This is a genomic window from Paraburkholderia sp. RHO2 (assembly GCF_050955445.1).
GTDB classification, from domain to species: Bacteria; Actinomycetota; Actinomycetes; order Mycobacteriales; family Mycobacteriaceae; genus Prescottella; species Prescottella agglutinans_A.
Genome location: NZ_CP162617.1, coordinates 158,936 through 180,978, shown reverse-complemented (window position 1 = coordinate 180,978; position 22,043 = coordinate 158,936). Strand labels below are relative to the sequence as shown.

General features: G+C 67.6%; 10 protein-coding genes. 1 reads left to right on the top strand and 9 read right to left on the bottom strand.

What is annotated here, in order from left to right; translation table 11 throughout:
- The first annotated feature begins 351 nt into the window (after positions 1 to 351).
- Positions 352 to 2,400: an N-acetylmuramoyl-L-alanine amidase gene (locus ABTV10_RS00795; RefSeq protein ID WP_499031919.1), complete on the top strand. Its 2,049-nt coding sequence runs from the start codon at positions 352 to 354 to the stop codon at positions 2,398 to 2,400.
- A gap of 67 nt (positions 2,401 to 2,467) precedes the next feature.
- Here ABTV10_RS00795 and ABTV10_RS00790 read toward each other — a convergent pair whose 3' ends face one another.
- The 9 genes from ABTV10_RS00790 to ABTV10_RS00750 all read right to left on the bottom strand — a co-directional run bounded on the left by ABTV10_RS00790 (position 2,468) and on the right by ABTV10_RS00750 (position 22,014).
- Positions 2,468 to 3,292 carry an HAD family hydrolase gene (locus tag ABTV10_RS00790; protein ID WP_499031917.1) on the bottom strand — a complete coding sequence of 275 codons (825 nt, stop codon included), beginning with the start codon at positions 3,290 to 3,292 and terminating at the stop codon, positions 2,468 to 2,470.
- A gap of 75 nt (positions 3,293 to 3,367) precedes the next feature.
- The gene (locus ABTV10_RS00785; protein ID WP_499031915.1) at positions 3,368 to 4,123 is read right to left on the bottom strand and encodes a lysophospholipid acyltransferase family protein; all 756 of its coding nucleotides are present in this window, start codon (positions 4,121 to 4,123) and stop codon (positions 3,368 to 3,370) included.
- Between the two features lie 106 nt (positions 4,124 to 4,229).
- The gene (locus ABTV10_RS00780) at positions 4,230 to 5,744 is read right to left on the bottom strand and encodes an Ig-like domain-containing protein (RefSeq protein ID WP_499031914.1); all 1,515 of its coding nucleotides are present in this window, start codon (positions 5,742 to 5,744) and stop codon (positions 4,230 to 4,232) included.
- 281 nt (positions 5,745 to 6,025) lie between these two features.
- Positions 6,026 to 8,122 (bottom strand): Ig-like domain-containing protein, encoded by a 2,097-nt coding sequence (locus ABTV10_RS00775; protein ID WP_499031912.1) that lies wholly within the window; start codon positions 8,120 to 8,122, stop codon positions 6,026 to 6,028.
- Positions 8,123 to 8,243: 121 nt separating this feature from the next.
- Entirely contained in the window at positions 8,244 to 9,353 is a 1,110-nt protein-coding gene (locus tag ABTV10_RS00770; RefSeq protein WP_499031910.1) for an Ig-like domain-containing protein, read from the bottom strand.
- 426 nt (positions 9,354 to 9,779) lie between these two features.
- Entirely contained in the window at positions 9,780 to 11,813 is a 2,034-nt protein-coding gene (locus ABTV10_RS00765) for an Ig-like domain-containing protein (RefSeq protein WP_499031909.1), read from the bottom strand.
- A 40-nt stretch (positions 11,814 to 11,853) separates the two neighbouring features.
- Complete coding sequence (locus ABTV10_RS00760; RefSeq protein WP_499031908.1) at positions 11,854 to 14,139, bottom strand: Ig-like domain-containing protein; 2,286 nt, start codon at positions 14,137 to 14,139, stop codon at positions 11,854 to 11,856.
- 248 nt (positions 14,140 to 14,387) lie between these two features.
- Positions 14,388 to 18,608 carry a beta strand repeat-containing protein gene (locus ABTV10_RS00755; protein WP_499031906.1) on the bottom strand — a complete coding sequence of 1,407 codons (4,221 nt, stop codon included), beginning with the start codon at positions 18,606 to 18,608 and terminating at the stop codon, positions 14,388 to 14,390.
- 325 nt (positions 18,609 to 18,933) lie between these two features.
- Positions 18,934 to 22,014, bottom strand: a complete 3,081-nt coding sequence (locus ABTV10_RS00750; protein ID WP_499031905.1) for an Ig-like domain repeat protein — start codon at positions 22,012 to 22,014, stop codon at positions 18,934 to 18,936.
- Between the last annotated feature and the right edge of the window lie 29 nt (positions 22,015 to 22,043).

Sequence of the window (22,043 nt, the reverse complement as noted above, 5' to 3'; positions counted from 1 at the left end):
TCGAGCTCCGGGGCGGTAGCGGCTGGGTGAGTCACGGGCGCGGAAGAGACGGAACGGGTGGCCGTGGCCCGAGTACTCGAAAGGCTCAAGCTAAGGTTGAGCGTTATGGATGTTGCGACTAGTGTGGCAACAGTGACTGGTGTTGGCAACATCTGCCACATAAGTAACTGCAGTCACATCGGTAACATAAGCATCACAAGTTGCAGACATCCTCGGATGAAACCTGGACGCGGATCCCGGCCAGCGCCCAGGATTCAGTCCGAACTCCGACCCCACCGGGATCGGTTCGGCCGAAAGGTCGCTCGCAGCGCACGAAGACACCCCGCGCACTGAACACGAGGAGAATTCGCCTTGCCGCACCGTCGACCCAGGAACTCGATCGTTCTGGCCGCAGTCGCCGCGGTGGCGGTTGCCGCCCCGTTCGCCGTCCAGGCGCTGGGCAGCGACTCGTCGGACGTCCAGTCCGCCAGCGAGTCCACGCCCTCGATCCCCACGCAGATCGCGGAGGTCGTGCTCGCGTCCGTGCCCGACATCGTGATCCCGCTCAAGGAACTGACCGGACTCGACCTGCCGGACATCCATCTGCGCGATCTGCCCCTGCCGACCGAGATCCCCCTCCCGGGTGGCGGGTCGATTCCGCTGCCGTCGCTGACGACGCCGCCGGCGCCCGGCGACATCGCCGCTCCCGTACCGGCTCCCGCACCGACGCCCGAGACCACGTCCATCCCGGCCGACCAGCTCGGCGCGACGGTCAAGGAGATCAAGCGGGACGAGCCGTTCTCGATGGTCGCGCTCACCGCGTCGAATCTCGAGTCGACGGTCACCAAGGTGCGCGCACAGCTGGCCGACGGCTCGTGGGGTCAGTGGTTCACCCCCGACGTGATCGACTCCGGCAGCACCGACATGTCGACGTCGTCCGGCAAGCAGGGCACCGACCCCGTCTTCGTCGGCGAGACCAACGCGGTCCAGATCCTGGTGACGCCCAAGGATTCCGCGTCCGGCGCTGCCGGCACCGCGGCAACCGGCGACGCCGGCGCATCCGCCGCGGAAGCGCCCGCACAGGCACCCGCTGCGGCTCCGGACGCGACCTCGGCGGCACCGCAGCCGCTGGGTTACGTTCCCGCCGCGGTGGCCAAGCCGCTGCACGCCGAGACCGTCACCGCCAACGACATCGCGGCCGTTCTCATCAATCCCGGTAGCGGACCGCAGGATTCGAACCTCGCGGACATCGCCACGCCGACGTCGGTGAACGGCATCAACGTCATCTCCCGCAGGGCGTGGGGTGCGGACGAGGGCATCCGCTGCCAGAACCCGACCTACGACGACTCGACCGGCGGCGCGACCGTGCACCACACGGCCGAGAGCAACAACTACACGCGCGAGCAGTCCGCGAGCATCGTCCGCGGCATCTACGCCTACCACGCCCAGAGCCTGGGCTGGTGCGACATCGGCTACAACGTGCTGGTCGACCGCTACGGGCAGATCTTCGAGGGTCGCTTCGGCGGTCTCGACCGCCCCGTCCAGGGCGCGCACGCCGGTGGCTTCAACGAGAACACCGTCGGCATCGCGATGATGGGCAACTTCGTGAACGAGCCGGCTCCGGCCGCCACGATCGAGTCCGTCGGCAAGTACCTGGGCTGGCGCCTCAAGCTCGCGGGCCTGAACCCCAAGGGCCAGGTCACCATGTACTCCGAGGGCACCCAGTACTCGAAGTACCCCCTGGGCGCGAGGGTCGATCTGCCGACCATCTTCGCGCACCGGGACGTCGGCTACACCGAATGCCCGGGTAGCGCCGCCTACGCCCAGATGAACCAGATCCGCGACATCGCCGCAGCCAACTACGGTGGCAACACCGGTGGCGGCAATACCGGTGGCGGCACCCAGCCGACGAACCCCAGCTCGGGCGGCCACACCCCGGCGCCGGGTGTCCCCGGCTCGCTCGACCTGAACGCGCAGATCCCGGCCGTCGTGAACGGCATCCTGTCGATGGCCGACTCCAACCCGATCGCGCGGCAGTGGCTCGCCATGGGCGGCAACCGCGGCATGCTCGGTGACGCGCTGACCGGCCTGCTGACCACGGCGACCGGACAGCTGTACGCCTTCTTCCAGAACGGCGCGCTCTTCACATCCGCGAACGGCGGAGTGGTGTCGACCGTCGGCGAAATCTTCAACGCGTGGAAGGCATCCGGCGGTGTCATGAACGACATCGGACTGCCGGTCAGCAACGAGTACAAGGTCGCGAACGGCTTCCGCAGCGACTTCGAGCGCGGCTCGATGATCTACGACGAGGCCACGCAGCAGGTCACGACGATCCTGAATACCCCGCCTGCGGCTCCGGCCGCGGCCCCGGCTCCGGCCTCGTCGGGCACGGTCTCCGAGGCCCCGGTGCAGATCAACTGACCGTCACGCGCGAGAACGCCACTGCCCCTCCACTATTCGTGGAGGGGCAGCGGCGTTTCCGTCGGTTTCAGTCCGCCCAGATCCGTTCGAGGACCCGGGCGACACCGTCGTCGGAATTGGTGGCCGTGACCTCGTCGGCCGCCGCCTTGGCCTCCGGGTGTGCGTTCTCGACGGCGACGCCGTGCCCCGCCATCGACAGCATCGGGATGTCGTTGGGCATGTCGCCGAACGCGACGATGCCCGACTCGTCGACGTCGAGGCGGCGCGCCATGAGCCGCAGCCCCGACGCCTTGGTCACGCCGGGCGCGGACACCTCGATCAGGCCGTTGTTCGTCGAGTAGGTGAGGTCGGCCCGCTCCCCCACCAGCGGGCGGAGCTTCGCGGCCATGTCGGCGCTGCTGGCACCCGGGATGCGGATCAGCATCTTGACGGCCGGTGCGGACAGGATGTCCTCGGGCGCCATCTCCGTGTGGTCGGGGTTGAGCCACGCGTGCTCGTACCCGGGCGCGCTGACGAACTGCGCGGTGGCGGTGTCGTGCGCGGTGGCCCCGACTCGTTCGGCGGCGAGGCCCGCTCCGGGAAGCTCGTAGTCGACCAGGTCGGCGAGCCAGGCGAGGGTCTCGACGGGCAGCGTCGCGGCGTCGAGCACGCGATCGGCTTCCGCGTCGTAGAGGACCGCGCCGTTCGCGCACACCGCGAGCGGCGCGAACCCGAGCCCCTCGACCACCGGGCCGAGCCAGCGCGGCGGTCGACCGGTGGCGAGGACGAATGGGGTGCCGGACGCGACGACGGTCCGCACCGCCTCGCGGGTCCGGGCGGTGACGCGTTCGTCGTCGTCGATGAGGGTGCCGTCGACATCGCTGGCGACGAGGCTGGGCAGTTCGGGGCGCACCGGGCCATTCTGCCCCCATCGGGTGACGTCATGGCGACGGGAACGTGCAGATGAGCGCTAACTCACGACACGCGGTTACTTCCCCTCGGTCTCCTGGTTGCGGCGCGCGGCCTTGGCTTCGGCCTCCGCGGCGTCCATCTTGTTCGCTTCCTCGAGCGTCGGCGCCCCACCACCGAGCCGAGCGGGCACCCAGTACTCGCCGGCGGGGTGCTCGTAGTTCGCCTGTACGCCGCGCAGCAACTCTTCCATGCGCGCGTGCAGCAGCGCCGTCATCTCGGACGCCGGTTCGAACGGCGCGATCGGCTCCCCGACGGCGATGGAGATCGGAGTGTTCGTCCGACCCAAGCGCTTCGGGAAGCCCTTGGTCCACACCCGCTGCGAGCCCCAGATCACCATCGGGATCACCGGGGTACCCGACTCGATCGCCATGCGTGCGGCACCCGACTTGAACTCCTTGAGTTCGAAGCTGCGGCTGATCGTCGCCTCCGGGAACACACCCACCAGTTCGCCGTCACGCAGCGCCTGGACGGCCGCACGGTACGACTCGCCACCCGCGGCGCGGTCGACCGGAATGTGCTTCATCGCGCGCATCATCGGGCCGGAGATCTTGTGGACGAACACGTCCTTCTTCGCCATGAACCGGACGTACCGCTTGACGGCACGCACCGGCAGGCCGGCGTACGTGAAGTCCATGTAGCCGGTGTGGTTGATGGCCACCACCGCACCTCCCGTCGCGGGGATGTGCTCCTCGCCGGTGACGGTGAACTTCAGCCCCTGGCCTGCGAACACGACGCGAGCGACACCGATGATCGTTCCGTAGAAGGGTTCCACAGGGAGCAGCGTAGCCGCCCGCCCGTGATCGAGAGCACTTCACGCCCCGGGAGACACCAGGTCCCCTGCCGGATCACGGCAGGGGACCCGGGGCAGGTTCCGTGGATCAGGACCCGAACATCGGGATGATGTTGCCGAGTGAAGCGGCGCTACCGGTACCTGCTCCGCCATCGTCCGGGTTGGTCACCTGGACCGACTGCGGTGCCGACGACGAACCGGTGACACCCGATCCGCCGGAGTAGACAGCCACGACCTGGTGCGCACCGGGCGTGGTGAACGTGTAGGCGAGCGTCGCCGTGCCACCGGAGACCGCCTGCGGCGTTCCGATCGCGACAGCGCCGTCGTAGAACTGCACGGTCCCGGGCAGCGTGGCCGAACCCGACACCTGCGCCGACAGCTGGACCTGCTGGCCGACCGTCGCGGACGCGGGCGCGGTGAGCGTCGTCGACGACGGAACGTCGCCCGGCGCCGGTTCCGTCACGATGACCGTGCGTACCGGCGAGGTGGAGCCGACGAAGCCGCTGCCGGCGGTGAACACGGCGACGATGTTGTGCGTGCCGGTGGTCGTGAAGGTGTGCTGCAGGCTCGCGACGCCGCCGGACACCGCAACCGCCGCGCCGATGTCGGCGCCGTTGTCCCGGAACTGCACGGTGCCGGTCGCATTCGCCGGCGACACGGCCGCCGTCAGCTGCACCGACGTACCGGTCTTGGCGTCGGTCGGCACAGTCAGCGTCGTCGAGGTCTGTACGTCGGGTGCGGTGACCGTGACGATCTGCTGCTGCGACGTGGACGACGCGAACGTGGACGTCCCCGTGAACACGGCCGTCACGCTGTGCGAACCCGCTGCCGCGAACGTGTGCGACATGGTCGCGAATCCACCCGAAACCTGTACCGGCGCACCGATGTCGATGCCGTTGTCCCGGAACTGCACGGTCCCGGTGGCGTTGGACGGTGTCACGGTGGCGGACAGGGTGACGGGCGTCCCCGTCACGGCGGTGGCCGGCGCGGACACGGTGGTGGTGGTCGCGCGGGGATCGACCTGCACGGCGAGCCCGGTCATGGGGTTGAAGTTCTGACGCGAATCGGCGTAGGGCTTGAACGCCATACCGGTACTGCGCGGACCCGGCTGGGCGTCGTCGGCCACCTTGTAGGTGAACGTCAGCTCCGGGGTCTTGTTCAGCAGCCCGTTTCCGGGGATCAGCGCGAGTGCGACCGACGCGTCGGTCCACTTGAGCGAGACCGCGCCGTCGGCCGAACTCTGCACGGCCGTGCCGTCGTACAGCGACGGATTGTTCAGGTTGCCGAGCGCACTGCGCCACACGTTGCCGGTCACGCTCTGCAGCACGTATCCGGCCGGCGGGTAGTCGACGAGGTACTCGAGGTAGCGATCGACGCCACCGTTGGTCTTGAACGTGATGGTGGTCGTGACGGTCTCACCGGGGTGGGCAACAGCGGGCTCAACCTTCTTGGTGGCCACGATGTTGCCGGTGGTGACCGTCTGTGAAACCGGGTCCGCGGCGGCCGTGCCGGCCCACAGGACTTGACCGACAGCGGCGACGCTGACGGTCATCGCTCCGGCGACGACCGCCGACGCGACGCGCCGGGTGATGGATCGAACCACAGGCATTCCTCTCGAAGCAGCGGAGAGCGCCTACCGGAATGTGCGCATGCCGGAACCACGCTCAGGAGAACACGTTTGCCGAACTCGGCCTGCGCTCTCCCTCATCGAACGCGTGCCGTGCCCCACCCCTACTGCCCCGACGGGTGAATTGCGCTCACACTGTAACGGCGCAACCTCGGCGCCGGACGCAAAACGATCTATTCGGCTCGAGTACGCGGTGAGGCCCCGACCTCGTGCAGGTCGGGGCCTCACCGCGTGCCTTCCGTCAGGGAGCCGACGCCCTAGCCGCCCAGCGAACCGAACATGGTGCCGAGCGAACCGGCGCTACCGGTGCCGCCACCGGTTCCGCCGGCCGTCACCTGGACCGTCTGCGCGGGCGAGGTCGACGCCTTCACGCCCTGCCCGCCGGAGTAGCGCGCGGTGATGAGATGCGCACCACCCGTGGAAAACGTGTGTTCCAGCGTGGCAACGCCGTTGACGAGAGCGACATTGCCGCCGATCGGGGTGTCACCGTCGTAGAACTGGACGGTGCCGGGCAGGTTCTGCCCGCCGGTAACAGTGGCCGACAGCGACACCGACTGGCCGACGGTGGCAGTCGCGGGTGCTGTCGCGGTGGTCGTGGTGACCGTGTCGTTCGGTGTCGGAACGGAGACCTGGACCGTCTGTGTCGACGCAGTCGCATCAGTGAAACCGGCCGCAGCCGTGAATGTCGCGCCGATCGTGTGTGCACCGCCAGTGGTAAACGTGTGCTGAAGGCTCGCCACACCACCCGAGACCTGGACGGGGGCTCCGATGTTGCCGGCGCCGTCCGTGAACTGCACCGTGCCCAAGGCGTTGGCGGGATTCACTGCGGCCGACAGGGTGACCGCAGAACCGGTCTGGGCAGCGGAAGGCGCCGACACCGTCAGCGTCGTCTGCACCACCGCGTTGCTCACGCTCACCGTCTGGGCCGTCGACGTCGAACTCTTGAACCCCGTGCCGCCCGTGAACACTGCGGTGATGCTGTGCTGCCCGGCGGTGGTGAACGTCGTCTGGGTAATTGCCTTGCCGTTCGAAACCGCGACCGGGCCACCGATGTTGGTGTTGCCGTCCTTGAACTGCACCGAACCTGCGGCGTTCGCCGGATCCAGGTTCGCGGTCAGGGTCACCTGCTGGCCCGTCTGAGCTGTTGCAGGGGCAGCGAGCGTCGTGGCGGTCGCGACGTCCTGGGGAACCGGCGCACTCACGAAGATCGATCGCGCCTGCGATACCGAGTTCCCGAATCCCTTCCCCCCGGTGAACTCCGCCGTGATGGTGCGGTTTCCGAGTTGAGTGAACGCGTACGATAGCTGGGCCGTACCGCCGTCGACAGCGACGGGCGATCCGATGGGTGCACCGTTCTCCTTGAACTGGACGGTTCCGGTTGCCTGTGCGGGATCCAGCCAGGTAGTCAGTGACACGGGCGTGCCCTGCACCGCGGACGACGGAGCCTGCAACGTCGTGGTGGTGCCCAACGTCGGCAGTTCATTCACCTGCAGAGGTGTCGAGCCGGACGTCGAACTCCCGTACTGCCCGGTCCCGCTGAAGACCGCCGAAATGTCGTGGCTGCCGACCACGTCGAACGCGTGGGGCAGGTTCGCCTGACCGTTCGAGACCGGAACCGGCACACCGATGTTCACACCGCCGTCACGGAACTGCACATTGCCCGTCGCGGACGCCGGCGACACCGTCGCGGCCAACGTCGCCGTGTCCCCCTCGGTGATCGGCGCGAGCGTCGGAACGGTGGTCGTCGTGGTGAACGGCGCCACCGAAAGGTTGAGGCCGGTGAGCGGCTTCCAGCTCTGTTCGGTGCTGAACGAATAGATGTTGAAGGACATGCCGGCCTGGCGTGCACCGATCGACGCGTCGTCGCGAACCTTGTACGTGAAGGTCAGATCGGCGCCCTTGTTGACCAGTACCAACTTGCACGCGGCGCCGGCGCAGTCGCCGCCACCGCGCCAGTTCAGCTTGACCGCACCGGATGCATCCTGCGTCGCTGTGCCGTCGAACTGACCACCCTTGTTCCAGTCACCGAGGAGCGGCCCGCTGCGCCACACCCGCGCCGACACGGACTGCAACACATAGTCTGCGGGCGCGTAATCGGTGTAGTCCTGCATGTACCGATCCGTGCCGCTCGAGTCGAGTCGGACCTTCACCTCGACGGTCTGACCGGGCTGCGCCGCCGCCGGCGTGACCGTCTTGGTGGCCGTGATGTTGCTGGTCGTCACCGTCTGCGAACTCGAGTCGGCGGCCGAGGCCGTCCCGGGCCCGACCAACGCCTGGCCGAGGCCGACGGCCGCCACCGCGACCACGCCGACCATTACTCGCGAGACGGCGGATCGTAACGACGATCGCGTCATGTCTGTTTCCCTTCGGGGGAGGTCGCGGCCGGTGAACAGTCCAGCCACTGATGAACTTTCATAGAACCGACTGCGGGCCACCGACTCTCACATTCGTGAGAACCGATGGCCCGCGACGTGGTCAGGAACCGAAGGACAGGCTGCCCAGGGAGCCGGTTCCACCCGGGCCCGTGCCGGGATCGGGGTCTGTCACGTTGACGGTCTGCTCCGTCGAGACCGAACCGTTGACGCCGGTGCCGCCGGAATAGACGGCATTGATGTTGTGCGGCCCGGCGACTGCGAAGGTGTAGCTCAGGACCGCGACACCGGATGCATCGACCGCGACCGGGTTACCGATCGGCGCGTTGTTGTCGTAGAACTGGACCGTTCCCGGGTAGGTGGCCGCCCCGGAAACCTGCGCCGAGAGGTTCACTGCGGTGCCGACCTTCGCGCTCGACGGCGACGTCATGATGGTGGAGGTGTCCTGGTCGTTGGGCCCGGGCACGGTCACCGCGACGTTCTTCGCGGCACCGCTGGAGTTTGCGTACGGGCCGGAGCCGAGAAAGCTGGCACTGATCGAACGGGTGCCCTGCGTCGAGAAGGTGTGGTCGAGCGTCGCTACTCCGCCCATGACGGCGACGGGGGCCCCGATGTTGGCACCGTTCTCTTTGAACTGAACCATGCCTGTTGCGTCAGCCGGATTGACCGTCGCGGTCAGCGGCGCCGGCACACCGACCTTGGCGACCGGCGGGACCGTGACCGTGGTGGTGGTCGCCACTGCCGGCTGCGAGACCGAGAGATTCAGCCCGGTCATGGGGTTCCAGACCTGTGTACCGATGAAGGCGTACACGTTCATCGACATCCCGGCCGTGCGCGGACCGATGGTCGCGTCGTTGCGCACCTTGTAAACGAACGTCAGATCGGCACCCTTGTTCGCCAGCAGCAACTTGCACGCGGCACCGACGCAATCGCCACCACCGAGCCAGGACAGCTTGACCGCACCGTTCGCATCCTGGGTGGGAGTGCCGTCGAACTGGCCGCCCTGGTTCCAGTCCCCGAACACGGGACCGCTGCGCCACACGTTGGCCGACACCGACCGCAGCTCGTAGCCGGCCGGTGCGTAATCGGTGAACTCGCGCAGGTAGCGATCGGTTCCGCTGGCCTCGATGTGCACCTTCACGGTCACGTCATCGCCGCGATACGCGGTCGCAGGGGTAACCGTCTTCGTGGCGGTGATGTTGTCGTTCAGCACCGTCTGCGAACTGGAATCGCGTGGGATCGGATCCGCCGAGGCCACTGTCTGGCCCACAGCAGCTTGACCCAGGCCGACGGCAGCGAGGAGCACAGCGCCTGCCGTGATTCTCGTTGCGATGCCACGAATCGAGGATCGGGCCATCTCATACTTCCTTCCGAAGCGCTATGCGGCGGGAATCAGCGAATCCGCTGCTTGGCAAAGATCTACAAGTCACATCAGCCGCCCCCGCGACACCCATCCGAGCCTCCGCCACGGGGCGAGGGATGAGCGCCAACAGGCTATCGGACGAACGTCCAGTCGCGAGCCGAAATCGACGAAACACACGGTCGACCCCCATCGGGCTGATGGAACAAACGTCCAGCTTCGGATGGTTCTGCTACATCCGCCCCTGGGGCGGCCACAATCGGGGCCGCCCCAGGTCATCTACGAACCGAAGGGAAGCCCGGCGAGGCTACCGGCCCCCGGCGTGCCGCCGGGAGTCGTCTCCGTCGTGGTGATCTCGATGGTCCGGACATCCGAGGAGGAGCCCTTCAGTCCCGCCGCGCCCGAGTAGACCGCGGTGATCCGGTGGGAACCGGACGTCGCGAAGGCGTGGTTCAGGGTTGCGGTGCCGTCGACCAGTTCGACGGCCTCCCCGATCGGCGTGTCGCCGTCGAAGAACTGGACCGTTCCTCGAACCGGCCCGGACGACACCACCGACGCCCACAGCGAGACGGTGCTGCCGCCGGCAGCGGAGGCCGGGACCGTCAGCGCGGTCGCCGTGTCCGCATCGGTGGACGCCGGCGCGGTCACGTTCACGATCCGCGCACCCGCGGTCGAACCGTCGAGTGCGGGAACACCGGAGAACACCGCCGAGATGGAGTGCGCCCCCACCGCCGTGAACGTGTGCGACAGACGTGCAGCACCAGCACTCACCACGACCGGCGAACCGAGATCGGCACCGCCGTCACGGAATTGGACGGTTCCGCCGTCGACGGGCTCACCCGCGGAGGTGCGGACGGTCACCCACAGGTCGGTGGCCGCACCGGTCTTGGCCTCACCGGGCACGCTGAGCATCGTCACCGTGCCGCGTGGCGTCACCACGGGGTCGGTGACGGACACCGAACCGGTCGACGACGTCGACGGCTCGAATCCCGCTGCCCCCGAGTAGATCGCGGTGATGGCGTGGTTACCGACCGACGTGAACGTGTGCTCGAGCGTGGCGGTGCCGTTCACGATCGCGACCGGCGCACCGAGGGCGGTGACGCCGTCCTTGAACTGCACCGTGCCACCGGCCGGGGTCGGGCTGACCGTCGCCGACAGCGTGACCGACGCACCGGTCTGCGCCGACGCCGGCACCGTGACGGTCGTGGTGGTCGTCTGATCGGGGACGGTCACCGACACCGTCGCCGGTGCGGACGTCGAGGAAACGAAGCCTGCCGCGCCCGTGAACACGGCCGTGATCGGGTGCGCGCCCGCCGCCGAGAACGTGTGCGACAGCTCGGCGACGCCGTTCGACACCGGCACCGGGGCACCGATGTTCGTATTACCGTCGCGGAACTGGACGGTGCCCGACGGGCTGTTCGGTGCGACCGTCGCGGAGAGCGTCACCGACGCTCCGGTGAACGCGGTCGACGGCACCTGCAGCGTCGTGGTGGTGACCACGTCCGCCTCCGCGACCTGAACCGACTGTGCCGCCGACTCGGATCCGTTCGCGAACGCCGTGCCCGGGAACTTGGCCTGTACCGACCGCGCACCCGCCGTCGCCGGCGTCCACCCGAACGTCGCCATGCCCGAACCGTTCAGCGAGCCGGAACCGATCTTCGTCGCACCGTCGTAGAAGTCGACCGGATCACCCTGCGCGCCACCGGTCACGGTCGCACTCAGCGTCACCGACTTACCGACCTGTGCACCGGAGACCGCGGCCAGCGCCGTCGACGACACGTTCTTGCTCACCGTTAACGCCGGACCCTTGTTGGGGTAGTTTCCGTCACCCAGCGAGCCGCTGTAATACATCGAGGTCGGCAACGCCACCCCGCGGGCACAATCCGCGCCCACGCGGTACGAGAACTCGAACGTGTGCGGCTTGCCGCCGGCCAACGCGCCGACCGGCCACTCGACGACCGTGCCCTGGACCCGCGCAAAGTCGGATCCCTGACTCTCCAACTGACGTGCAGTGCCGTTCACCTTCGCGGAGCCGTCGATGTACGTCAGGCACGTGGGATGCACGTCCTTGACCGCATAGATGTACTCGCCGATACCGTTGGTCCGTTCGAACTTCGTGGACACCGTGACGATGTCCCCCTCGTTCGGCGTCGTGTTGCTCACCGTCCGGGTGAACCTGCTGGCGCCGTCATCCCACGTCACCGACCCCGACGCCGCACCGGCCGGACCCGCACCGAATGCTCCGACGAGGGTCACCGACAGCGCGGCCACGCCTGCCGCGGCGGTCAACCGCCGCGTCGTCCTACCAGTCATACCGATCTCTCGTTCTCTCACCGTCGTTGCTGTCTTCGAATTACGCTGTCGCATTGCCGACCCCGCTCAACGAACCGAGCGAGAGGCTACCGGTGTCGATGCCGGGCAGACCGCCGCCGGCCTCGGAAATCACCAGTGTGCCCGGGATCGAACTCGACGCCGTGAATCCTGCTGCACCGCTGTACTTCGCGGTGATGCTGTGGGATCCGGTTCCGGTGAACGTGTGCTGCAGGCTCGCTCGCCCGTCGACGAGTTGCACGGCCTCGCCGAGCGGCTTGTCGCCGTCGAAGAACTGCACGGTGCCACCCGGCGTCTGCGGGGCGACGACCTTCGCCGTGATGGTCACAGGCTGCCCGACGGTGCCGCCGGCCGGCAGTCCCAGCTCGGTCGCGGTGGCGAGGTCGACGGCCGATGCGACGGTGACGTTGATGTTCTGGGCGTCCGTGGTCGAGCCCGCGTAGGCGCCGGCGCCGCTGTAGACGCCCGTGATCGAGTGCGTTCCCGTGGTGCCGAAGGTGTGGGTCAGCTTGGCGACACCGTCAGCGACGGGGACCGGGTTCCCGATCGGCGTCCCGCCGTCACGGAACTGCACCGTGCCCCCGTTCGGCACCTGGGCACCGTCGCCCAGGTCGAAGACGCTGGCCCACAGGTCGACGGGCACACCGGCCTTCGCCTCACCCGGCGCGTTGAGCATCGTGACGGTGCCGATGTTCGATGCCGTCACCGCCACGGTGACCGGGGCGGCGGTCGAGCCGAGCGATCCGACGCCACCGCTGTAGACCGCCGTGATCGAGTGCGACCCGCCCCTGGCGAACGTGTGGGTGATGCTCGCGGTGCCGTCCGAAACGAGCACGGGCGACCCGAGATTCGTCGCGCCGTCGCGGAACTGCACGGTGCCGTCGACGGGCTTCGGCGACACGGTGGCCGAGATCGTCACCGCCGTACCGACCTCCGCAGCGGTAGGCGCGGTGACCACGGTGGTGGTCGCGACGGCGTCCGGTGTCGGCTCCGACACCGTCACCACGCGGGCCCCCGATGCCGACGCCGCGAATCCGGCGTCACCCGTGAACTCCGCGGTGATGCTGTGGGCTCCGGTGGTCGCGAAGGCCTGCGACAGGGTCGCGACGCCGCCGGAGACGCGGACCGGCGCCCCGAGGTTCACGCCGCCGTCCCTGAACTGCACGGTGCCGGACGCGTTCGCGGGATTGACGGCCGCGACGAGATCCACCGCGAGACCGGTGGTCGCGGTCGGCGGCACCGTGATCGACGTGGTGGTTGCGACGGCCGGCGGGGTGACGGCCACGGTCTGCGCCGCCGACGTCGAGGACGCGAAGCCGGTCGCTCCCGAGTAGACCGCGGTGATGTTGTGTGCACCGACCGATCCGAACGAGTACGAGAGGCTCGCCGACCCGCTGTTCACGGGCACCGGAGCACCGATGTTCGCGCCGCCGTCCTTGAACTGCACCGTGCCCGACGCCTCGGCCGGCGCCACCGTCGCGGTGAGCTGCACGGCCGAACCCGTTGCCGCGGTGGGCGGGACGGTCAGCGTCGTGGTGGTCGCGACGTCCGGCGCCGAGATGCGGATGGTCGCCAGCGGTCCGGCTCCGGCGTTGAGCGCGGCGCCTTCGGAGTTGCGCGGGCTGCAGCGTGTCGGCGCCCACTGGGTGCCGAACATCGACGCCTTGGCGAGCTGGGTGCTGAAGTTCTTGTCGTTGTTGAAGCTGCCCGCGTCGCCGCTGGTGCGGATCTTCGGCTGCACGGCACCGGACTGACCCGCCACCATCGTCACCTCGATCGCCGGCAGACGGAACCAGGAATCGCCGTTGCCGTTGCTGCTGCCGTCGAGGTTCTTCTTCAACTTGGGCGCGATGATGCCGCCCTCGCTGTTGGTGCTGGTGGACGGACCGTTGCCGATGACCTCGTTGTTCCCGGAGAGGCGGAGGATCGTGCCGTTCGGGTCGGCGGCTCCGCTGTCGTTGACGCGGATCACGCTCGGCGCGACACCACTGAGGTTCACGCCGGATCCCACAACGATCGTCGCGCCGACGAACGTGGCGTTGGCGGGGATCTCGAAGTCGTTCTTCAGACGGGACAAGTTCGTGGTGGACGCACCCGAATCGGAATCAGGGAACGACTGCGCATTCGTCTGCATCCGGAAGGTGAACTGCTCGCCTGGTGCGACAGTCGCGGGCGCGTCGACGGTGACCGACGCGGCTGGCGTCTTGGTGACGTTGATCATCGCCGAGGCTCGGCATGTGGTGGTGAACTCGACTGTGGATGTCGCCGCACTCGCCGGAGTGGCGAGGAGCAGGGAAGTGGACACCACGGTGGCGCCTGTGAGGGCTGCCGCGCAGCGCCTCGACAAAGAGGAACTCATCGGACTCCTGAAACAAACGAATGACGGGCGCCCGCGGACGTCGAACTCCCAAGTCAGAGACGATAGACGCCGGAATTGGAACGTGTACCAGTTTCGCTGGACAAATGTTCAGTTGATTTCGCTCGTGCCGGAAATGCGTGTGGCCCCCTGCCGCGAAAGGACAGGGGGCCACACGGCTCAGCTCAGCCGATCACCACTCAGAAGCCGAATCGGAATCCGCTCAAGCTGCCCAACGAACCCAGCGATCCCGTGCTACCCGTGCCGCCACCGGACTCAGCGACATCGAGGACCTGCACCTGAGACGTCGAACCCTGCACACCTGGTCCACCGGAGTACACCGCATGGATCTGATGCGGACCGGCCTGGTCGAACGTGTGCTGGAGCTCGGCGACACCGTTCACCACCGCAACCGGCTGACCGAGCGCGACACCACCATCGAAGAACTGCACCGTGCCCGGCAGCGACGGGGCTCCGATCACCTTGGCCGTCAGCTTGAACGACGTGCCGGCGGTCGCGGACGTCGCCGAAGTGATGGACACCGAGGATTGCACGTCGGTCGGGTTCGGCGCGGACACGACGACCGGGTGCTGCGTCGAGGTGGATCCGACGAACCCGGCGTCCGCCGTGAACAACGCCGTGATCGAGTGTGTGCCCACCGTGGTGAACGTGTGATCAAGCGTCGCAGACCCGTTCAGCAGCGGAACCGGGTTGCCGAGCGGCATCTCGTTGTCCCGGAACTGCACCGTGCCGGTCGGGACCGCGGTGCCGGACTGCGCCTGCACGGTCGCCGACAGCGTCGTCTGGATCCCGGTCGTGGCGGTGGCGGGAACGCCCAGCGATGTCGTCGTCGGGACGTCGATCGGCGCCGGATCGGTCACCGTGACGCTCTGCGCCGCAGCGGTCGAACCCGTGAATCCGGTTGTGCCGGAGTACACCGCCGACACCGCGAACGCACCGGCCGCATTGAACGTGTACGGCAGGTTCGCGTGGCCGCTGCCGTCCAGGGCCACCGGAGCACCCACATCGGTGCCGGCCACCGTGAACTGGACCGTACCGCCCGACGGGGCCGGCGACACCGCCGCCGACAGCGTCACCTGCTGGCCCGTCACCGCGGTCGGGGAAACCGTCACCGTGGTGGTGGTCTCCGTGTCCGGCACGACCGGATGGGTCACCGTGATGCTCTGAGCGGCAGCCGACGAGTTCGTGAACCCGGCAGCACCCGTGAACTCAGCCGTCACGGCGAACGATCCGGCCGCATCGAACGTGTGCGGCAGCGCCGCAGCACCATTCGACACCGCAACGGCGGCCCCCACCGAGGCACCGTCGATCTTGAACTGCACCGAACCCTGCGCATTCTGCGGAGTCACCGCAGCCGACAACGTGACCGGAGTGCCGGTCTCGGCCGTTGCCGGAACCGTCACCGACAGCTCCGTCTGCTGGACCGGATCCGACACCGTGACGCTCTGCCCGGCAGCCGACGAATTCGTGAACCCGACAGCACCCGTGAACTCCGCCGACACCTGGAACGACCCAACGGCATTGAACGTGTACGGGAAGCTCGCCGCACCGTTCGACACCGCAACCGGAGCACCGACCGGATTGCCGTTCACCGTGAACTGCACCGAACCCTGAGCGTTCGCCGGGTTGACCGTCGCCGTCAGATCCACCGACGAACCGGTCGTGGCGGTGGTCGGCACAACAACGGTCAGCGACGTCTCCACATCCGGATCAGTCACCGTGACGCCCTGCGCAGCAGCCGTCGCGTTCGTGAACCCGACAGCACCCGTGAACTCGGCCGTGATGCTGTGCGCACCCGCACCGGTGAACGTGTGCGGCAGCACCGCTGCCCCGTTTGCCACCGTCACCGGGGCACCGATATTCGCACCGTTGTCCTTGAACTGCACCGAACCCTGAGCGCTTGACGGACTGACCGTCGCCGTCAGATCGACCGACACACCGGTCGTTGCCGTACCAGGAGCCTGAATTGTCAGCGACGTCACCACATCCGGATCGGTCACCGTGATGTTCTGTGCCGCGGCCGACGAATTCGTGAACCCGGCACCACCGGTGAACGACGCACCGATACTGTGTGAACCCGCTGTCGTGAACGTATGAGGCAGATTCGCAACGCCATTCGCCACCGAAACAGGGCCACCGATCGGCGTACCGTTGTCGGTGAACTGCACGGATCCCTGTGCGTTCGACGGGTTGACCGTCGCCGACAGACTCACCTCAGCACCCGTCTCCGCAGCCGCCGGAGCCTGGACCGTCAGCGACGTCGCCACATCCGGATCAGTCACCGTCACGTCATGGGCGGCCGCCGACGAGTTCGTGAACCCGGCAGCACCCGTGAACTCCGCCGACACCTGGAACGACCCAGCCCCATTGAACGCGTACGGCAAGGTCGCCACACCGCTCGACACCGCAACCGGCGCACCCACCGAGGCGCCGTTCACCGTGAACTGCACCGAACCGTCAGCATTCGACGGACTGACCGTCGCCGTCAGATCCACCGGTGTGCCCGTGGTCGCCACACCCGGCGCCTGAACCGTCAGCGACGTCACCACATCCGGATCAGTGACCGTCACGTTCTGCGCCGCGGCGGTCGAGTTCGTGAACCCGGCAGCACCGGTGAACTCGGCCGTGATGCTGTGCGCACCCGCACTAACGAACGAATGCGGCAGCACCGCTGCCCCGTTCGCCACCGTCACCGAGGAACCGATGTTCGCACCGTTGTCCTTGAACTGCACCGAACCCTGAGCATTCGACGGGCTGACCGTGGCGCTCAGATCGACCGACACACCGGTCGTCGCCGTACCCGGAGCCGACACCGTCAGCGACGTCGCCACGTCCGGATCAGTCACCGTCACGTCATGGGCGGCAGCAGTCGAGTTCGTGAACCCGGAAGCACCCGTGAACGATGCACCGATACTGTGCGGACCGGCATCCGTGAACGTATGAGGTAGAGTCGCAACACCATTCGCCACCGCGATCGGTGCGCCGATCGGCGCACCATTGTCCGTGAACTGCACCGAACCCTCAGCATTCGACGGACTGACCGTCGCCGTCAGGTCCACCGACGAACCGGTCGTCGCGGTACCCGGCGCCGACACCGTGAGCGAGGTGGACACGTCGGGATCGGTCACCGCGACCGACTGGGCGGCCGACGTGGATCCCGCGAACCCGGTACCACCGAGGAACTCAGCGGTGATGCTGTGCGATCCCGCAGCGCCGAAGGTGTGCTGCAGCGACGCCTGACCGGCGACGACAGCGACCGGTGAACCGATCGCCGTGCCGTTGTCCTTGAACTGCACCGTGCCAACCGCGCCGGCAGGCTGCACGCCCGCGGAGAGTGTCACCGACTGTCCGGTCGTAGCCGATGTGGGGGCCTGCAGCGTCGTCGACGTCGGAGCGTTCACGGTCACCGTCTGCGCCGGCGCCGACGAGTTCACGAACCCGGAGCCCGCCGTGAAGTCCGCAGTGATGCTGTGCGCACCGGAAGTGTTGAACGTGTGCTGCAGCGCCGCCTGACCGTTCGACACGGTCACCGGGGAGCCGATGTTCGTCCCGTTGTCCTTGAACTGCACCGTGCCCGCGGCGTTCTGCGGTGCGACGTTGGCGGTCAGCGTCACCGGAGTACCGGTCAGCGCGGTGCCCGGAACGGACAGCGCGACAGTCGTGTTGGCGGGGGCGTTCACCTGCACGTTCTGCGCGCCCGACTGCGACGAGATCGCGGTGGCCGTGCCCGCGAACTTGGCCGTCAGGCTCCGTGCGCCCGCCGTCGTCGGCGTCCACACGAACGTGCCGACACCCGACCCGTTGATCTGGCTCTCACCGAGCTTGGTCGTCCCGTCGTAGAACTCGACCGTGTTGCCCTGCGCGGCGCCGGTCACCGTCGCGGTCAGCGTGACCTGCTGCCCCGTCAGGACCGGGGTCGGCACCGCGGCCAGCGTCGTGGTGGTGGCATCCTTCGCAACCGTGATCGTCGGGCCCTTGTCCGCGTACGTGCCACTGCCCAGGCTGCCCGAGTAGTGCATCGTCGTCATCAACGGCGTTGCCCGTGCACAGCTCGCGGTCACGAGGTAGTTGAAGTTGAAGGTCTGCGACTTCGGACCGATGTTCGGATCGACGACCCACGACCCCGCCACACGGGTGTAGTCCGGTGCGACCTCCGGGTTGGAGCGCGCGCCACCGGTGTACGTCAGGCACGTCGGGTGAATGTCCTTCACCGCCTGGATGTACTCCACCACAATGTTGGTGCGCTCGAACGTGGTCGAGACCGTGATGGTATCGCCCACCGACGGGTTGGAGTTACTCACTGTCCGGGTGAACTTGCTGGCCCCGTCCTGCCATGACACCGAAGCCGGCGCGGCACCCGCCGCTCCGACACCAACAGTTGCCGCGAAGCCCGCGGCCATTGCGAAAGCACTTATTCCGCCGACTATTCGGCGCAGTTCCCTGCCAACCATGCACTTCCCTCTCGACGACGGCCGCCGGCCGCCAACTCAACGGATCAGGTTTCGACCTGGGACACTGCGCTGAAGAAATCGAGTCCGGCGCGCTGCAGGGCCCACGCCATTCCCTGCAACCAAACGTCAGCCCGACTCCGCGTCTGAAATGCGGCTCGAACTCTACCGGACAAACGTCCAGATGGAGCTCGATTGGCCAGCTCCGAGCGCACGACATGGCTGTGGCCCCCCGCCGTTGTGGCAGGGGGCCACAGCCTGTTTCACTCGTCGGCCGTCAGGACCCGAATCGGAATCCGCTCAGGCTGCCCAACGAGCCCAGCGAGCCGGAGCCACCCGGCCCACCCGACTCGGCGACATCGAGCACCTGCACCTGAGACGTCGAACCCTGCACGCCCTGACCACCGGAGTACACCGCATGGATCTGGTGCGGACCGGTCTGGTCGAAGGTGTGCTCGAGCTCCGCGATCCCGTTCACCACCGGAACCGGCTGCCCGAGCGCGACACCACCGTCGTAGAACTGCACCGTGCCCGGCAGCACCGGGGCACCGATCACCTTGGCGGTCAGCTTGAACGGCGTGCCGGCCGACGCCGACGTCGCCGACGTCATCACCACCGAGGACGGCACATCCACCGGGTTGGGCGCGGATACCACGATCGGACGCTGCGTGGACGTCGATCCGACGAATCCGGCATCGGCCGTGAAGACCGCCGTGATCTGATGAGTGCCGACCGTGGAGAAGGTGTGGGCCAACGACCCGGAGCCGTTCACCAGGACCACCGGCGAGCCGATCGGGGATCCGTTGTCCCGGAACTGCACGCTGCCGGACGGCACCGCGCTACCGGACTCTGCATTCACCGTCACCGACAGCGTGGTCTCGACCCCGGTCGTCGCGGTGGGCGGAACACCGATCAGCGTCGAGGTCTCGACATCCGGGATCACCGGATCGGTCACTGTCACGCTCTGCCCCGTCGCCGTCGAGTTCGTGAACCCGGCGGCACCGGTGAACTCGGCGGTCACCTCGAACGATCCGGCAGCGTTGAACGTGTACGGCATCGTCGCCGAACCCGCCGACACCGCAATCGGAGCACCCACCGGCGATCCGTTCACGGAGAACTGCACGGCACCCTGCGCATTCTGCGGAGTCACCGTCGCCGACAGGTTCACCTGCTGGCCGGTCTCCGCAGTAGCGGGTGCGGCCACCGACAGTGCTGTCTGCTGAACCGGATCGCTCACCGTGATCGAACCGGGGGTACCCGCGGACGAATCGGTGAAGCCGGCTCCGCCCGTGAAAGCCGCTCCGATGCTGTGTGCACCGGCGGACGTGAACGTGTGCGGCAGCGTCGCAACACCATTCACCACGGCGACGGGGCCACCGATCGGCGCACCGTTGTCGGTGAACTGCACTGTGCCCTGAGCATTCGACGGATCGACGGTCGCGGTCAGATCCACCGACGTACCCGTCGTCGCCGAACCCGGCACCGACACGGTCAGCGAGGTCTCCGCGTCCGGATCGGTCACCGTGATGTTCTGCGCGGCAGCCGACGAGTTCGTGAACCCGGCAGCACCCGTGAACTCGGCCGTCACCGCGTACGTATCAGCGGCAGCGAAGGTGTACGGCAGGGCCGCCGATCCCGCCGACACGTTGACCGGAGCGCCCACCGGGGCACCGTTCACCTTGAACTGCACCGAACCCTGCGCGTTCGCCGGGTTGACCGTCGCCGTCAGGTCCACGGACGAACCGGTCGTGGCGGTGGTTGGCGCAGCAACGGTCAGCGAGGTCGCCACATCCGGATCGGTCACCGTGATCTCATGAGCGGCAGCCGTTGCGTTCGTGAACCCGGCAGCACCGGTGAACTCGGCCGTGATGCTGTGCGCACCCGCACCGGTGAACGTGTGCGGCAGCACCGCTGCCCCGTTCGACACCGCAACCGGAGCCCCAACCGGAGTGCCGTTCACCGCGAACTGCACCGAACCCTGCGCATTCGCCGGGCTGACCTGAGCCGACAGACTCACCTCAGCAACCGTCTCCGCAGCAGCGGGAGCCTGGACCGTCAGCGAGGTGACCACATCGGGATCAGTGACCGTCACGTTCTGCGCCGCCGCCGACGAGTTCGTGAACCCGGTCGCACCGGAGAACTCGGCCGTGATGCTGTGCGCACCCGCGCTGCCGAACGAATGCGGCAGCACCGCCTCACCGTTCGCGACCGCGACCGGGGCACCGATGTTCGAGCCGTTGTCCTTGAACTGCACCGAGCCCTGCGCATTCGACGGAGACACCGTCGCCGTCAGATCAACTGACGAACCCGTGGTTGCCGTGCCGGGCACCGTCACCGCGAGTGTCGTCGACACATCCGGATCAGTGACCGTCACGGTCTGCGCGGCGGACGTCGAGCCGAAGTAGCCGGCACCGGGGACGAACTCCGCGGTGACGCTGTGCGCACCCGCCGCGCCGAACGCATGGGATAGCGAGGCCACACCGTTCACGGGAGTCACCGGGGAACCGATGTTCACGCCAGCATCCTTGAACTGCACCTGGCCGGCCGCGTTGGTCGGGTTCACGTTTGCAGTCAGCGTCACCGGCTGGCCCGTCATCGCGGACGCCGGCGCCTGCAGCGTGGTGGTCGTCGCGAGCTCTTCCACCCGAACCTTGACATTGAACGGATTGGCGCCCTGTGGATTTCCGCCGAATGCCCACACGTCCAGCAGCACACCGCTGTCGTAGGTGCCGAACGCGAAGTTGTCCGGGACCCGATAGCTGGCCTCCAGCGTGACGTTCTGGCCACTCTTGACGATGAACCCGTTGCCGAAGACATTGCAACCGCTGCCGCTGCACTTGGCGCTGACGCCGCCGTCCGATTCGTTGGTGAAGGTGGCCTTGTTCGTGGCCCCCAGATAGGTCACCTTCGGACTGCCCGCTACGAGCGTGAAGCCGGCGGGTGGTACGTCCCGGACCTTCGGAATGTAGCGCTCGACACCGCTGTCGACCCAGATCGTGCTCTTGTAGGTGACTGTGTCGCCTCGATGGAGGACGTTGCTGCCGATCACTTCCTTCTTGAACTTGACGTTGTCGGACGAGCCCTGGTTGCTCGACGGCGGTGGATCGGCAGCAAAGGCCGGGCCACTGCCCGCGACAAGAAGTCCGACCGTCGCTACACCCGCCATGACGGGTGTAGCGAGCCGTCGTAAGGCTGATAATCCCACTGAATCCTCCTCAGGTACACGCTTCCCCGACCCAGCGGTGTGAAAATGCCGACCTAGCTGCGTGCAGCGTAACGGTCGGCGAACATTGCAGATTCGTTTTCCTGGTCCATCGTCCAGATCTCGCATTGTCGTCGCCGACAAGGTGATCGGCACGACGCACAACGGCCTCAGGCGAGGCCCCG

Excerpts from the sequence above, each read along its gene's own strand:
- ABTV10_RS00775 (WP_499031912.1), bottom strand. The coding sequence starts at position 8,122 with ATGACGCGATCGTCGTTACGATCCGCCGTCTCGCGAGTAATGGTCGGC.
- ABTV10_RS00765 (WP_499031909.1), bottom strand. The coding sequence starts at position 11,813 with ATGACTGGTAGGACGACGCGGCGGTTGACCGCCGCGGCAGGCGTGGCC.
- ABTV10_RS00755 (WP_499031906.1), bottom strand. The coding sequence starts at position 18,608 with ATGGCCGCGGGCTTCGCGGCAACTGTTGGTGTCGGAGCGGCGGGTGCC.